Genomic DNA, 15109 nt, shown 5'->3' with positions numbered 1-15109 from the left:
AGCTGTTATTAAGTATATTGCTATTCTCAGGCCGCCTTGGAAGCCGGAACGGTCTGGGTCGTTTTTGCTCTCTGTACCGCCGGTTTCTGCATTTTGGCAGGACTTGACGCAGTTTTACCAGCCGTTCTCTTTTTCTGTTCCGCTGCCCAATGCTGCAGACTTTCTGCCATCCTGGCGGCCGCTCCGGACACGTTCCCATCAAGTACATCCTGAGGATATACCCGCATGATCCGGATATCCTCATAATAGACATCGGACCAGTTATCTCCGTCTACGGTAATAAAATGGCTTTCATCGACAGGGCCGCGCGTTTCAGCCAGATACAAAGCCCCTGCCATCAGTCTTGCCCTGTATTCGGGTTTATCGTAGCCGACAGTTTGCCGGAACGTATAGGACCAGTTCCCATCTTTTACCGTCGCGGTTCCGTCCTTATCCACACTGACCGTTTCAGCCATATGCAGTTTCGCAGCTGCGTCCATAGCCTTTTTCATACGGGATTCCGGATCCGGGTGGGATGAAAACAGACCGTAACCCGGGTTTCCCATATCTTTTGTCATATCTTCCAATTTGGCCATCGTCACGAAAGAACCGTAAGGATTATAACCGGCCTTCTGTGCGAGGACGAATCCTTCAGCATCGGCTTCTTGTTCATCGCCGCGGCTGTAGCTTGCCATCAATGCCTGCGAAGCCGTAGTGGCAAGCACCATGCCGGCTCCCGGATCCCCGGAAGCGGCTCCCGCAAGAATCGTTAAAAGGGACAGAGCCATCTGTTTTTCGATCTGGTGAACCGTGTGGCGTTTTTCAATATGCCCGATTTCGTGTCCCAGCACGGCTGCCAGTTCATCATCACTTGTCATAAAATCAACGAGTCCTTTGTACACGTAAATAAACCCGCCGGGGCAGGCCAACGCGTTGACATCCTGCGTATTCAGCACCTTAAAAGTATAAGGCAGATCCTTACGGGATGCATTAGCAATGAGATTCCGGCCAATGCGGTCGATACGCGCCTGTACCTCATCGTCCTGATAAAGGCCATATTGATTTTCGAGCTGCTTAGCCACGCTCTCACCCATGGAAATTTCCTGCTGCTGACTAATCATGGCAGCCTCGGCATGAGGCAGCGGCAGTGCACAAAACAGTATTGTAAAAAGCATACATAAGAATTTTATAATGGAAAATTTCATAATGAACTCCTTCATAAAAAACGGCAGATAGCCGATTGCAGACAGCAGATAGCGGAAAAGCGCTTTTTTAGCATATAGCATTCGGCTTTTAGCCTGGTCTGGATTCAAAAACTTGTTTTATTCCTTTAAAGCAAAATTGGCCTGGCAATTTTGCTTCCTGCAGTGCGGCCGGCGACATGCGGCCGGCGGCTATAGTAATCCTTCCTGTCATTATACACTACTTTGGCGGAATAAAGTTTAAACGTTTTGTGGAAGCTCAGATTTTAAGTATAAAAATAGTTCCATTTTACAATCCTTGGAGTCAAAGTTTCACAGCACAGCTTATGGTAGGTGCCTCTCTCTTGACAATATGATCTTTAAGGTCTACACTCAAATCGAAAGTTGAAAGAATCACAATCGCATACGTTTTACCAAGTGAGTGAACAAGGTTCACGAAGGGGGGGCACCACCGCGGGTGCCGCTTTTCGTGGACCTTTTTTTGATGCACTGAATCTGATGGCTTATCACTGCCCGCAGCTCATCACAGCTATCCTGTTTTTCAGACTCAATTCGCGCATTCACATGGTATAATGAAAATCGATGAGACATTCTTTCAACATTGAATCTGTATTTTATTGAAAGGAAGTCTTATCAATGAGTACTTATCGTTTGACGTTATCCGCAATTTTTATTGCCATCGGAACGCTGACGGCCAATCTGTTCTACATTCCCGTCGGTGTCTCCAAATGTTTTCCGATGCAGAACATGATTGATGCCCTGACGGGTGCTCTCATGGGACCGGCCAACGCCACCATTATTGCCTTTCTCATTTCGCTGCTGCGCAACCTTTTGGGAACAGGCTCACCGCTCGCCTTTCCAGGCAGCATGATTGGTGCATTCCTCGCCGGCATCCTGTATAAGCGCTTCCGCAAGATTCCGGCAGCTATGTTCGGTGAACTCTTCGGTACGGGCATTATCGGTGCCTGGATTTCCGCCTTTATCTCTTCTTATCTGCTGGGTAAGGACGTGCCTTTCTACTTCTTTGTGGCACCTTTCCTCCTGAGCAGCGGCGGCGGTGTCATCCTGGCAGGTATCCTGCTGAAGACTCCGTTCATCCAGGCCATCGGGAAGAAACTCGCGGAAACAGACGAAAAACACTGAGATAAGTACACCACTATACAGAAAGTGAGCGTATTTCCATGAGATTTCTTCACACCTCGGATTGGCATCTGGGCCGTATTTTTCACGGGCTTCATCTGCTTGATGACCAGGAAGCTGTCCTGGAGGACTTGTTGAAGCTTGCTAAGGACAGCAAGATCGACGCCCTGCTGCTTGCAGGTGACGTCTACGACCGCTCCGTACCTCCGACGGAAGCCGTGCGCGTACTTGACGAAACGCTTCGGCGGCTCATTATGGAACTGCATATTCCCGTAATTCTCATTGCTGGGAACCATGATAACCCTGACCGGTTAAATTTCGGTCAGGCTCTTTTTGCGTCCGAAAAGCTCTTTATTACAGGCCCGGTCTCTGCGGATACCAAGCCGGTTGTGCTGGAAGACGCGGATGGTCCCGTCTACTTTGCACCCCTGACCTACTGTGAACCGCTTACCGCTACGGAACTCAGTGGTACCAGGCAGCCTTCACACGATGCAGCCCTGCGCTGGCAGATTGACTGCATGCTGAAACAAATTCCGAAAAACACTCGTAAAGTAGCGCTTGCTCATGCCTTTGTGACGGGGGCCATTCTGACGCCCGACAGTGAACGTCCCCTTGCCGCAGGCGGCAGTACCTCCGTGGGACTTGATTGCTTTGACGCTTTTAACTACACGGCACTGGGCCACCTCCACGCCCTGCAAAAATGCAGTGACACCGTCCGCTACTGCGGTTCGCTGATGAAATATTCCTTCAGTGAAACCGGACAGAAAAAGAGCGCTATTCTGGTAGACATGGACGGGTCCGGACATATCGAAACGGAAGCGATTCCACTCAAGGCACCTCACGAACTGGCTGTTTTAAAGGGCACCTTTGAAGAACTGCTGAACCATCCGCAAAAAGAACACTTCAATGATTATCTGCAGATTGTCCTGACCGATAAGACACCGGTCCTCGACCCCAAGAACCGTCTGGAACAGATTTATCCGAATATCCTTCAGCTGGGCTATGAAGGGCTCGGTGCCCAGCCGGAAGCAGAAGCCACGGCAAAACGTAAAGGTCTGACCCAGTCCGAACTCTTCGAAGCCTTTTTCGAAGAAATTCAGAAGCGTCCGATGAACGATAAGGAACGCGCCCTGTTCCAAGATGTCATGAACGAAATGCTGACCGAAGGGAGGAATGCCTGATGAAACCGCTTACACTGACAATGCAGGCTTTCGGTCCATACGCGCAGCGAGAAGAAATCGATTTTACCCGTCTGGGAGAGCAGCGTCTCTTTTTGATTACCGGCCCGACAGGCAGCGGCAAGACCACCATTCTGGATGCTATCACATTCGCACTCTACGGAACGGCAAGCGGTGACCTGCGTGAAAACCGTTCGCTTCGAAGTGACTATGCCCCTCCTACCCTCAAAACCGAAGTCACACTCACTTTTACCAATCATGGTCATACCTATGAAGTAACGCGCACGCCGGAACAGATCCTGCAAAAACAGCGCGGTGAAGGAACAAGATCTGTGCCTGCCGGTGCATCCCTTGTCGAAATTGAACCGGACGGCAGCCGCACTATCAAGGCATCTGCCTATGGTTCCGTCACAAAAGAAATCGAATCTATCATCGGTTTCAAGGCAATCCAGTTCCGTCAGCTCATGGTGCTGCCGCAGGGCGAGTTCCGCCGCTTCCTCATGGCTGACTCCAAAAATCGCCGGCAAATCCTGGAAACCCTTTTCCGTACCAGCCAATACCGGGAACTGGAAGAAGCCCTGACAGAACGCGCTAAATCCCTGAAGCAGCAATACGAAGATGTCAAAGCCAAAAAGACACTGCTCCTCGGACAGGCCGGTACCGACTCTGCAGAGGCGCTGAAAAAATCCAGAGAGCAAAATCAGCTGCTTCTTGCAGCCAAGGAAAAAGCACTGGCCGCTGCCGATAAAACGGCACGAGAAACGGCTGCAGCCCTGCAGGAAGCAAAAAAACTGCTCAGTCTTTTCACATCTTTCGACAATGTTACAAAACGGCAGGAAGCACTCACGGCGCAGCAGCCTGCTATGGATAAACTGGCTGCCGCCATCGGGCACCTTGAGGAAGCACTGAAGCTCCACCCCGTCTATGACCGTGCCCGCCGTTCCACAATGCAGTGGAAACAAGCGGAAAATACCGTGGAGACAACGACAAAGCAATACGACGCAGCTCTCAAGGATATTGCGGCTAAGACAAAGAATGCGACAGACGCCAATACGCAGGTGCTGCAGGAGGCTGCTGCCAAAGCCCGGGAGGAACTGGCCCGCATGACCGCCGTCTCGACGGAAACCGTACGGCTTGCCGGAAGCCTGAAGCCCGGGGAGCCCTGCCCTGTCTGCGGCGCAACGGAACATCCGCATCCGGCTACCCAGACAAAACAGGAGAAAGAAAGACTGCTGGCGCAGCAGAAGAAATTAGAAAAACAGATTCAGGAACTGCAGAAAAAACAGCGCGAACTGGAACAGGCGCAAAACAAACTGAAACAACTGGAAGGCAGTCTGGCTACTGCCAAGGCCAATGCCAACAAGGCCTCCGCACAGCAAAAAACTGATGCGGCCGACTTTAAAACGGCGCTCGAAGCCTCTCCGTTCCCCGACCAAAAAGCATTCCTTACGATTCACGGACAATTAGGACAAAAGAGTGCGTGGGAAAAAGAATTGAAAGATTTTGAAACCCGGAAGGCAAGTACGGCAGGAGAGCTGAAAGTCCTTGCCAATGAAATCAAGGACCGCAGTAAACCGGATACGCAGCCCCTGGAAAAAGCCGACGCCGAAGCAAGAGCAGCCTATCAGGAACTGGCCCGTGAAGTCGGCGGTCTCAAGGAAAGAATCGAACTTCAGAAAAAGCAGCTCGGTCAATTGGAAGCTTTGGAAAATCAACTTACATCCCTTCAGGACGCTTACGGTCCTATCGGACTCCTTGCCTCCACCGCCCGCGGGGACAACAGCCAGAATCTGTCATTTTCCACATATGTCCTGCAGGCCGTTCTTGATGATGTCCTGCAAACTGCCAACCTGAGACTTTCCAAGATCAGTCAGGGCCGCTATACCCTGTACCGCCGTCAGGGCATCCACGATGCCCGTAAGGAACAGGGACTCGACCTGGAAATCCTTGATGCTTACACAGGACAGGCCCGTTCCGTGACCACACTTTCCGGCGGCGAAAGTTTCTTTACGTCCCTTTCACTGGCACTGGGACTTTCCGATGTGCTCGAATCTTATGCCGGCGGACTGCACCTTGATACCATCCTTGTCGACGAAGGTTTCGGTTCCCTCGATCCGGAGACCCTCGACAATGCCATGGATACGTTAATTGACCTGCAAAAGGGCGGCCGTCTCGTTGGTATCATCTCCCACGTGGCCGATCTGAAAGAACGAATTCCTGCGCAGTTAGAAGTAATTGGATCCGACCATGGGAGTACTACTGTATTTCACGTGTAATCTAAAGGAAAAGCACCTGCCTCTCTCTGGTGCTCGGCTGGCCTCGCACGCATTTCGAGGCAGAGCTCTCTTCAGTGAAGTTTCCGCTGTCCTCTGAAGAATCCAACCGCATGGACTTTGTCGAACCGGTCTGCGACCACTCGACGTACGTTTTTTGTACGACTTCCTGGCCTCAGCCCGGTTCTTCGCGTCCCTGCGGTTGTCTTGCATCAGAGTCCATCAGAAACAGATAAAGCCGCCCTTGGCGGCAAATATAAAAAGAGAATACAAACATTGTTTTTAGATACTAATTCGAGCGCTGCTTTTTACAAGATCAGAGCAAAATTGTCTCAACAATTTTGCTTCCATGGGCGGAAGGCGAAAAAGACCTGTGAAAAATGAAATTTCATTTTTTTCACAGGCCTTTTTTATTTCCCTCTTGACAGATGTCCTTTAATTTAGTATTTTAGAAATATCTAAATTATTAAATTAAAGGAGGTCCTCTCTATGGCATCCAAAAATATTGCTTCTGTCGGTGCCGACTGTGTAGCCTGCGGCTCCTGTGCCGCTGTTTGTCCACGCGGTGCCATTACGGTTCCCTCCGGGATCAAAGCTGTCGTAGACGCTGCGCTCTGCGTCGGCTGCGGTACCTGTGCCCGTGAATGTCCGGCCGCCATCATTACCATTGTTCCAAGGGAGGCCTGCCATGACTAAACAAAAGCATTGGTACGACTACCTCTGGGTTGTTGAACTGCTTTACGATTTTTTAGGTGTCTGTAATATCCTTTTTGCCTGGTTCGGACTGATTTTCTTTACCCTGCCCCTCCTTCTTTCCATACTGGGCTATGGGAAAGCTTACTGCAACCGCTATTGCGGCCGCAGCCAGCTGCTCCGCCTTCTGGGCAAAAAGTTCTCTCTTTCCCGCAACACAGCGCCGCCTGCTTTTCTGCACCGCCGCTGGTTCCGTCTGGCATTTCTTGCATTTTTTATGGTGATGTTTCTGCGCATGCTTTACGCTACCTATCAGGTTTTTATGGGTGCTCCTCTCAGTCAGACAGTCACCCTGCTCTGGACCTTCCGTCTGCCCTGGCAGTGGGCTGACGTCAGCTGGGTCTCTCCCTGGATGGCCCAGTTCGCATACGGATTTTTCAGTGTCATGCTGACTTCAAGCACGCTTGGTTTCATCACGATGGTCCTGTTCCGTCCTCGTTCCTGGTGTGTCTACTGCCCCATGGGAACCATGACCCAGGCTATTTGCGTACTGAAAGGAGGATCCTCTCATGGAAGAACAAGCAAAGGAAATCGCTGAACTCTTAAAATTACTGGCCAATCAGTACCGCCTTTTGATTATTTGTGCCCTCATGGATGGAAGCCTGACCGTAGGAGAAATTCACAGTAAGGTTCCCAACATTTCGCTTTCTGCTCTGTCCCAGCACCTCGCCCAGCTTCGCATGGCAGGAATTCTGGAGGCAGAAAAACGAGGGCTTAATGTATTTTACCAAATTAAGGATCGACGTTTACTGCCGGTCCTTGAGGCACTTAAAGAGCAATACTGCAGCGAATCCTGATAAAAAGGCACCTGCGCCAATAGAGTCCTCGACATGTCTCGGACGCCTATTGGCGCAGAGCTTTTCTAGAGACGTTTCAGTTGTCCTCTGCAGAATCCAACTGCATCTGCTTTGTCAGACCGGATTGTGACCATTCGACGTACGTCTTTTGTACGACTTCATGGCCCCAATCCGGTCTTTCGCGCATCTGCAGCTGTCTTGCAGCAGAGTCCACCAGAAACAAATAGAGCCGCCTCTGGCGGCCAAAATCGCCTCTGGCTGTAGTTGAAAAGCTAAAGTAAAAAACAATTAAGGAACAATGAAGAAATGATTGTTTATTTCTTCATTGCTCCTTTATAGTTATCTAAGATTCATTTTACACTACTGGCAACTACAAGCAGAGCCAAATGCGAGTTAAATTTTCCAAACATTATGTTTGCACTATGGTACTAGCCACTTCTCCACTAAACTCTACCCACTTATTTTTGCGCCAGTAAATACGCTTCCAATTCTTTCACCGATGACAAAATGACTTTGGGCTGCGCTTTTTCCAGTTCCTGCCGCGTGCCGTATCCATAGGAAACAGCTGCGCAGTCCACGCCTTCAGCACGGGCGCCGTCCACGTCAAAATGGGTATCTCCGACAAGCAGTGCTTCGTCACGCTGTGTTTCCATTTTAAGGCGCCGCAGCACTTCAGCCACGACAGTCGCCTTGGAACTGATGCGTCCGTCAAAGGTAGCCCCCACAACTTGCGTAAAGTAAGGGGCAATTTTAAAATGTTCCACGATGCGCCGTACGAACGGTTCCGGCTTGGAAGACGCGGTCGCCAGCAGAAATCCTGCCTTGGAAAGATGCTGCAGCATCTCCATGACACCGGGATACAATTCATTTTCGAAAATACCTACCCTGGAAAACCGTTCACGGTAAAATGTGGTAGCCTTCACGCCCTCTTCCCGGTTCATTCCCGAAAAATGCATAAAGGAATCGATGAGAGGCGGTCCGATAAAAGGAATGAGTTCTTCTTTGGGCGGTATCGGTCTGCCCATCTGCCTGAGTGCATACTGCACACTGCGCAGGATGCCTTCTTCCGACTTTGTCAGCGTGCCATCCAAATCAAATAACAGAGCTTGTTTCATTTTCTATCCTTTTCTGCGGAGATACAAAAAATCATCCTCCCTGGCGATGACGTCAAAGAGGATGATTGAAGTACCTCTTTATTTTTTCTTGCGTTTTTCAGCTTTCTTGACTGCTTTATCCACAGTCTGGCCTGCTTTTTCACGGCCGATGTCACTGATGATACGATTGTGTTCGTCCACCATGACGACTTTCGGTACAAAGCTGCGAGCTTCTTTTTCGTCCATCTGGGCATAGGCGATGATAATCACCATATCCCCAATCTGGGCCTTTCTTGCTGCGGCCCCGTTGAGGCAAATCATCCCGCTGCCGCGCTTGCCGGCAATGGTGTACGTCTCCAGACGCTCGCCGTTATTATTATTCACAATCTGTACGCGTTCACCCGGCAGGATTCCAGCTGCATCCATCAGATCCTGATCGATGGTAATGCTGCCCATGTAGTTCAGATTAGCTTCCGTTACAATGGCTCTGTGAATCTTCCCGTGAAACATCGTGTAAAGCATCGTTCTCCATCCTTCCTGACTTCGTATGAAAATTTCAAGATTTCCCCATTTACATAAAAAAGCGCCGGACATGCTTACTTCGTCCAAGCGCTTTTATTATAACACCCCTGTCAAATCATGAGTTTACGTATTCAGTTTTTTCCTTGCATACATCTACCCAGCCCTTGGCACGGGAGAGCTTTTCCAATTCTTCCGGAGTCAGTTTGACGCCGCTGTGATCGTTGCCTGCCGCGGGATAGACATAAGAAAATTTTCGCAGACTTTCATCGAGATACACGTCAACATCCTCATTGATGCCAAAAGGACAAACACCGCCCGGTGCATGGCCGACAAGAGACTCAACCTGGTTAGCCGGTATCATTTTTGCTTTGGTATGAAACGTCATTTTGAATTTATGGTTATCAATGCGGGCGTCCCCTTCCGCGAGAATCAGTATAGGCTGGTCCTTCAGCAGGAAAGAAAGCGTTTTGACAATTTCAGCCGGTTTGCAGCCGATTGCCTGAGCCGCCAGTTCTACCGTAGCACTGCTGGCTTCGGTTTCGATGATTCGGTCCGCATATCCCACGGCCTCCAAATAGGCCCGTGCTTTTTCAATAGACATTGCCCTAGTGTCCTCCTGTTATGGGTTCCTTGATAAGGGACATTATAACATAAAAGGGAAAGGTTATGAGTTATGAGTTATGAGTTATGAGTTATGAAAAAGCGCTTTTTGGCAGTTAGCTTTTAGCATCTAGCCTCGCCTACTGCATTCCAAAGATGATAAACTAAGCATTCAGCAGTATACCTTTTTCGCTCCGTCACTATTTTCATTTTTCACAGAAAATTTGCTGCAAAGGAGCCGCAAGGAATCAAAGCCTAATATGAACCAGCCGCTTTTCTAAAAAAAACTCAGGCCACATAGACGCCCAAGACAAATTGAGGACTCTATGTGGCCAAATGCCTTTAATATTTGCGCTCCAGGATAACACTCCAAATAATACCTTCACGAACTTTGCTTCGTCTGCTGCGCGTCCGAGGCTTAGTTTCGGAACTTTCACCCGGTTCCGGAGCTTCCGCCACCTGCGGTTTCAAATCTTCCTTTACGGAAGTGCTGAGCGTTGTCAGATCTTCTTTTACAGTCGGATTGATAGGATGAATTTCATCCTTTTCCGTTGTATGCAGCGGCTCATCGGAAATCGTCGGTCCGGCGCAGGAAGGTTCCGACTGAGATTGAGGCTGGGACTGAGACTTCATCCGGTTTTCGAATCGCTCCAGCGCCTCTCTGATATGAGGATTGAGCGGCTGTTTTTTTGCTGTTTTTTGCGGAATCGGCTGCTGCGGTTTCGGCGGCACCCGTTTCTTCTTTTTCTGAGTGCTGCTTTGTATCATCATGAGGATAACTGCAATGAAAAGGAAAGTAAAAAGATCCATAATTTTACTCCTTACTTATCCGTCGGCGCGTCACTCCCCGGCAAACTGTCACCGGCAATATTCTCCCGCATCAGCGTATCCGCATTGATATTCTTCATGCGGTAGTAATCCATGACGCCGAGATGTCCGTCCCGCAGAGCCTGTGCAAGAGCGGCCGGCACCTGAGCCTGCGCTTCGACCACTTTGGCCCGCATTTCCTGCGTGTACGCTTTCATTTCCTGTTCCTTGGCGACAGCCATGGCACGACGCTCTTCAGCCTTTGCCTGAGCAATGTTCTTATCCGCTTCAGCCTGGTCCGTCATCAGCTGGGCACCAATGTTGCGTCCGACATCGACGTCGGCAATATCAATGGAAAGAATCTCGAAAGCAGACCCGGCATCCAGGCCTTTATTCAGCACAGTACGAGAAATATGGTCCGGATTTTCCAGAACGTCTGTATGCTCTTCGGAGGAACCGACTGTCGTAACAATCCCTTCGCCGACACGGGCGATAATCGTTGATTCACCGGCACCGCCGACGAGGCGGTCAATATTGGCACGCACCGTCACACGGGCGCGTACTTTAAGTTCGATACCATTTTTAGCCACGGCAGAAATGAGCGGTGTTTCAATGACTTTCGGATTGACGCTCATCTGCACGGCTTCCAGCACGTCACGGCCCGCCAGGTCGATAGCTGCAGCTCTTTCAAAGGTCAGAGGAATGGCAGCGCGTTCCGCGGCAATGAGGGCATCAACCACGCGGTCGACATCACCACCGGCCAGATAGTGCGCTTCGAGCTGATCGACATTGAGATCCAGACCGGCCTTATTCGCTTTGACAAGCGGCAGAACAATCTTGGAAGGAATGACGCGGCGCAGCCGCATGCCAACCAGATTAAAGATACCTACATTAACACCGGCGGCCATGGCCGAGACCCAGAGTCCCAACGGGACAAAATGCAGGAACAGGATAATCACAACAAAAAGCAGGAAAATCACAAAACCACTGCTGAGCAAAGCAATCATGGACGAACCTCCTTATTTTCGGTAACTACAACACGCCTTCCGCTGACTTCGATGACTTTAAGCTTCGTTCCGGGCTCATAAAATTCACCCTGGGAAATGACATCAACGGGCTTGCCGTCAATTAAAGCCCTCCCTGCCGGATGCAGCGGAGTTTGGGCAATTCCGGTCTTCCCCAGCAAATCCTTCGGCAGTTCCGCACCAATATACCCCTCTTCCGAAGTATTTTTAAACATCAGGGTAATTTTTCTTCCCAAGCGGCTGTGAGGTCCCTTGCGGAAGAACCAGATTCCGAGAAGCACCGTAAAGAACAGTACGGTGCCTACGATAACGGCAGCTTCTATCGTAGCTCCCAGATAAAAATACAGGGCAGCTAACAGACAAGCCAGACCGGACATCCCAAAAATTCCAAATCCCGGAATCATCATTTCAATGGCCAAAAGAATCAGGCCCACAATGAGCAGATTGAGAAACATGGCGCCCCTCCTTTGCGAAATGATGGAATATGCGACTTACTCATATTATTCTACTTTGATTTGGAAAATCCTTCTAAATTACAACTATTGAAAGAGCGCTTTTGGCATTTTGCATATGGCCTTCGGTAGGGCGGAATGCGTGAAAAAGAGGCTGTGAAGCAATGAATTTCATTGTTTCACAGCCTCCATATACAAGAGGGTCACTTGTAGGCTTAGATAAACTCAGGCAGCTTTAGAAGCAGCAGCTCGCAGAGAGGACGGTACCTGGATAGTACGGTCAAACTGAGTCAGCCATTTATGATCTTTGTGGCTGTACGTGCGAACTACAATTCTGTCAGGATAGAGATAGAAGGAATTCGTCCAGACCTGGTCGCCTTCCCATGCTGGGTTATAAACGTCCAGAACGTTAGTTCCCGGGACTTTGTTAATCGGGTTATCAAAGCTCGGATCCGTAGGAGGCGTATGAGTATGGCCGGAAGTCCAGATAAGGACCTGAGGATTCTTTACCAGAATATCTTTGATATCATGGTCCGGATACGTGAAGTTACGTTCTTCGTTTTCACTGTTATCGGGTAAAATCGTTCCTTTAAGAGGAGTATGGCAGAAGATAATGGTCGGCTTATCTTGATTTGCCTTGAGTTCAGCTTTGAGCCAGGTCAGCTGAGCCTTGGACAGTTCCACGGCATACGGTTTCGTAGAAGGAATATGACCTTCGATAACATCGGGAGAGAGCGTCAGAAGCAGATATCCGCCCAATTCCTTTGCCTGATACAGAGGGCCGTAATTCTTGATATAGCGGTCGATATGCTGCACACGTTCAAACGGTCCCGCCGGCTGATTTTTTCCCTTCACAGCCGGAACTTCGCTGTATACGACTTCATGGTTGCCGGCAAGAAAGATTTTCGGATGCGTTACTTTGTCGGTCAGGCTGTGAGCCAGTTTATATTCATCTTCGCTTGCGGCCAGCTCGGTCATATCCCCGGTGAATACACAAAGATCCACATCGTTCCAGCTATTGATGTCCTGTACGGCCTTTTCTTTATTCTGCATCAGTTTTTGACGCAGGGCCTTGTCCTTATGTTCCTTGCTCCCGTAATGAACATCACTCAGGACGACAACACGTTTGCTCTTTTCCGCCGCAAAAACCTGATTGGCTTCCAGACCTGCCGGTACAAAAGCAGAGGCGGCAAGCATGACTGCCGCAATCAAAGAAAACTTCTTACGCCACATCATCTACACACTCCTTTTCTACTTGTCTAAGTAAGCTCATTGTAAAAAGTGCATGTATGGGATTTGTAAAAAGCATGTGCGTGTTGAGTAAAAAAAGAATAAACTTACTCTAAACTTTGTAAAATCGCTGCTGGCCGAGGAAAAGCGATTAGTGTGTAGTGGAAAAGTGGTTAGTGCACCCGTGCAAACCGCTGCCTTGGTGGATTGCTGAAGAAGATGACTGCTGACAGTTTGTTTCAGCCTTCGGCAGAATGGTACGGCCTATCGGCCGGGAAAAAATAAAAAAGCGCTTTTGGCATTTTGCATATAGCATTTGGTCTCATCTGAAACAGTATGTTAAAGTTTTTGATTTAAGTAAAATATAATATAAAAGCTGAAATTTAGCAGATAACCTAAATTTCAGCTTTTATTCTTATAAGTTTGTAGAAAAATGCTTTGTCATTTTTCATCCACAGGCAGAATGCGGGCTGCGGACAGCGGAAAGCGACAAGGGCTTTCCTCCCCCACTTCGTGGTCCCTCATTTCGGCTACATAGAAGGAGGTGACAGGGGATCAGCAAATCTTTGGTTTGCTGCTAATACCTGACACGGTTAATCAAAAAACGCGGTCAGCAGATTTTCCAATGCAGTCTGGTCTTTGACGCCCATCGTTTCACGGGCGGAATGCATCGCCAGGAGCGGTACCCCGATATCCATCGTACGGATAGGCGTCAGGGCCGAAGCCATGGAGCCCAGTGTAGAACCACCCTTGATATCTCCGCGGTTCACAAAATCCTGACAGGGGATTCCGTGAGTTTCGCAGATGCCGCGGGTAATAGCGACAGCTTCCGCATCTCCGGCATAAGACTGGCTGCTGGCCTGTTTCAGCACGACGCCGCCGCCCAGCACGGGTTTATTCGTAGGATCGCATTTATCCCCATAGTTGGGATGATAAGCATGGGCCACATCGACAGAATACATGAATCCGCCGGCAATATCGGCATAAAGGGCCTCTTCATCGTATCCCAGGTTCAGGTAAATACGGCGCAGCAAATTATTCAAGACCAGGGAGTTGGCGCCCTGCTTCGTCGTACTGCCGACTTCTTCGTTGTCGAAGAGAGCCGCCACGCGCAGTCCGTCCTTACCTGTGCCATGGATAATTCCGGCCAGGCAGCCCTTCACGGAAGTCAGGTTATCCAATCTGGCAGAAGAAGCAAATTCACCGTTCAGGCCCAGCACGCAGCCCGGTTCTGCCGGATACAGCGACAGATCAAAGGAAAGGATGTCGCTCGCAGCACAGTTCAGTTCCTTTGCAAGGAAGGACAGGAAGAAATCCTTTTCCTTTCCTGCCAGAGCGGCCAGAGGCAGTACATCTTTCTGTTTATTCCATTTATAGCCGTCATTGACTTCACGGTTCATGTGGATTGCCAGGCTCGCCATCGTAAAGAGCGGTCTTTTCAGGTCAATGATGCGTGTTTGAGGAGCATAAACATCCTGTGATTTCAGTACCACTTTACCTGCCAGCGAAAGAGGACGGTCCATCCAGGTGCTGACGATCATGCCGCCATACGCTTCAACGTTCAGTGTTCCATAACCTTCTTTCAGGACTTCCGCATGAGGTTTGATCCTGAAGCACGGGAAATCCGTATGAGCTGCCGCCATTTTAAGGCCGCGGCTGCCCTTCCGCCCTGTCCGGAACGCAATGAGGGCCGAATCATATACCGTTACATAATAGGCTTTCTCCGGTTCCAACTGCCAGGTATCTTTCAAATCCAGCCCCGTAAAGCCGGAAGCTTCAAGGAGTGCCTTTGCGGACAGGACCGTATGATACGGAGAAGGACTGTTTTGAATAAAGGTAAGCAGGTCATCGATAGTATTTGTCATGGGATCAGACTCCTTCTTAATGAATTGAACTAAGTGCATTCTTGAATCAGATGCAGGACTTGTCTTGTATAGTCTAACACTTTTCGCACAATTGTCTCAAGTCTAAATTATCTGAAAAGATTCTATTTTTTTATTTTCTTTTATGTTAAAATATTACAGTAAAAGGACTTGTCACTGCAATATATTTAACAC

General features: G+C 49.4%; 16 protein-coding genes. 6 read left to right on the top strand and 10 right to left on the bottom strand.

Annotated features, from left to right (window positions below):
• Nucleotides 1-26: 26 nt before the first annotated feature.
• Nucleotides 27-1184, bottom strand: a complete 1158-nt coding sequence (locus LKE33_06580) for a M48 family metallopeptidase (protein MCH3950582.1) — start codon at nucleotides 1182-1184, stop codon at nucleotides 27-29.
• Between the two features lie 633 nt (nucleotides 1185-1817).
• Here LKE33_06580 and thiW point away from each other — a divergent pair.
• The 6 genes from thiW (at nucleotide 1818) to LKE33_06550 (ending at nucleotide 7322) form a co-directional block, all read left to right on the top strand.
• Nucleotides 1818-2324: an energy coupling factor transporter S component ThiW gene (gene thiW / locus LKE33_06575; protein ID MCH3950581.1), complete on the top strand. Its 507-nt coding sequence runs from the start codon at nucleotides 1818-1820 to the stop codon at nucleotides 2322-2324.
• Nucleotides 2325-2362: 38 nt separating this feature from the next.
• Nucleotides 2363-3502, top strand: a complete 1140-nt coding sequence (locus LKE33_06570; protein MCH3950580.1) for an exonuclease SbcCD subunit D — start codon at nucleotides 2363-2365, stop codon at nucleotides 3500-3502.
• Complete coding sequence (locus LKE33_06565) at nucleotides 3502-5775, top strand: SMC family ATPase (protein MCH3950579.1); 2274 nt, start codon at nucleotides 3502-3504, stop codon at nucleotides 5773-5775. Before LKE33_06570 ends, LKE33_06565 begins: the two co-directional genes overlap by 1 nt.
• A gap of 486 nt (nucleotides 5776-6261) precedes the next feature.
• On the top strand, nucleotides 6262-6468 hold the full coding sequence (locus tag LKE33_06560; protein ID MCH3950578.1) for a 4Fe-4S binding protein: 207 nt from the start codon (nucleotides 6262-6264) through the stop codon (nucleotides 6466-6468).
• Nucleotides 6461-7063, top strand: a complete 603-nt coding sequence (locus tag LKE33_06555; protein ID MCH3950577.1) for a 4Fe-4S binding protein — start codon at nucleotides 6461-6463, stop codon at nucleotides 7061-7063. The genes LKE33_06560 and LKE33_06555 overlap by 8 nt, the downstream gene beginning before the upstream one ends.
• The gene (locus LKE33_06550) at nucleotides 7035-7322 is read left to right on the top strand and encodes a metalloregulator ArsR/SmtB family transcription factor (protein MCH3950576.1); all 288 of its coding nucleotides are present in this window, start codon (nucleotides 7035-7037) and stop codon (nucleotides 7320-7322) included. Before LKE33_06555 ends, LKE33_06550 begins: the two co-directional genes overlap by 29 nt.
• A gap of 76 nt (nucleotides 7323-7398) precedes the next feature.
• Here LKE33_06550 and LKE33_06545 read toward each other — a convergent pair whose 3' ends face one another.
• The 9 genes from LKE33_06545 to LKE33_06505 form a co-directional block, all read right to left on the bottom strand.
• Nucleotides 7399-7545 (bottom strand): hypothetical protein, encoded by a 147-nt coding sequence (locus LKE33_06545; protein MCH3950575.1) that lies wholly within the window; start codon nucleotides 7543-7545, stop codon nucleotides 7399-7401.
• A 235-nt stretch (nucleotides 7546-7780) separates the two neighbouring features.
• Nucleotides 7781-8437 carry an HAD hydrolase-like protein gene (locus tag LKE33_06540; protein ID MCH3950574.1) on the bottom strand — a complete coding sequence of 219 codons (657 nt, stop codon included), beginning with the start codon at nucleotides 8435-8437 and terminating at the stop codon, nucleotides 7781-7783.
• Nucleotides 8438-8515: 78 nt separating this feature from the next.
• Nucleotides 8516-8938: an aspartate 1-decarboxylase gene (locus tag LKE33_06535; protein ID MCH3950573.1), complete on the bottom strand. Its 423-nt coding sequence runs from the start codon at nucleotides 8936-8938 to the stop codon at nucleotides 8516-8518.
• Between the two features lie 115 nt (nucleotides 8939-9053).
• The gene (locus LKE33_06530) at nucleotides 9054-9539 is read right to left on the bottom strand and encodes a YbaK/EbsC family protein (protein ID MCH3950572.1); all 486 of its coding nucleotides are present in this window, start codon (nucleotides 9537-9539) and stop codon (nucleotides 9054-9056) included.
• Nucleotides 9540-9880: 341 nt separating this feature from the next.
• Nucleotides 9881-10348 (bottom strand): hypothetical protein, encoded by a 468-nt coding sequence (locus LKE33_06525; GenBank protein ID MCH3950571.1) that lies wholly within the window; start codon nucleotides 10346-10348, stop codon nucleotides 9881-9883.
• 11 nt (nucleotides 10349-10359) lie between these two features.
• Nucleotides 10360-11352, bottom strand: coding sequence for a flotillin-like protein FloA (gene floA / locus LKE33_06520; GenBank protein ID MCH3950570.1), 993 nt, complete (start codon nucleotides 11350-11352; stop codon nucleotides 10360-10362).
• Nucleotides 11349-11825, bottom strand: coding sequence for a hypothetical protein (locus LKE33_06515; GenBank protein MCH3950569.1), 477 nt, complete (start codon nucleotides 11823-11825; stop codon nucleotides 11349-11351). Before LKE33_06515 ends, floA begins: the two co-directional genes overlap by 4 nt.
• 222 nt (nucleotides 11826-12047) lie before the next feature.
• Nucleotides 12048-13058 (bottom strand): metallophosphoesterase, encoded by a 1011-nt coding sequence (locus tag LKE33_06510; protein MCH3950568.1) that lies wholly within the window; start codon nucleotides 13056-13058, stop codon nucleotides 12048-12050.
• Between the two features lie 587 nt (nucleotides 13059-13645).
• Nucleotides 13646-14917: a M18 family aminopeptidase gene (locus LKE33_06505; protein ID MCH3950567.1), complete on the bottom strand. Its 1272-nt coding sequence runs from the start codon at nucleotides 14915-14917 to the stop codon at nucleotides 13646-13648.
• Nucleotides 14918-15109: the final 192 nt, after the last annotated feature.

This window comes from Acidaminococcus sp., from assembly GCA_022482815.1.
In the GTDB taxonomy this organism is placed as follows: domain Bacteria; phylum Bacillota; class Negativicutes; order Acidaminococcales; family Acidaminococcaceae; genus Acidaminococcus.
The sequence above is the reverse complement of the archived record's forward strand: the minus strand, read 5'-3'. Positions and strand labels throughout refer to the sequence as shown.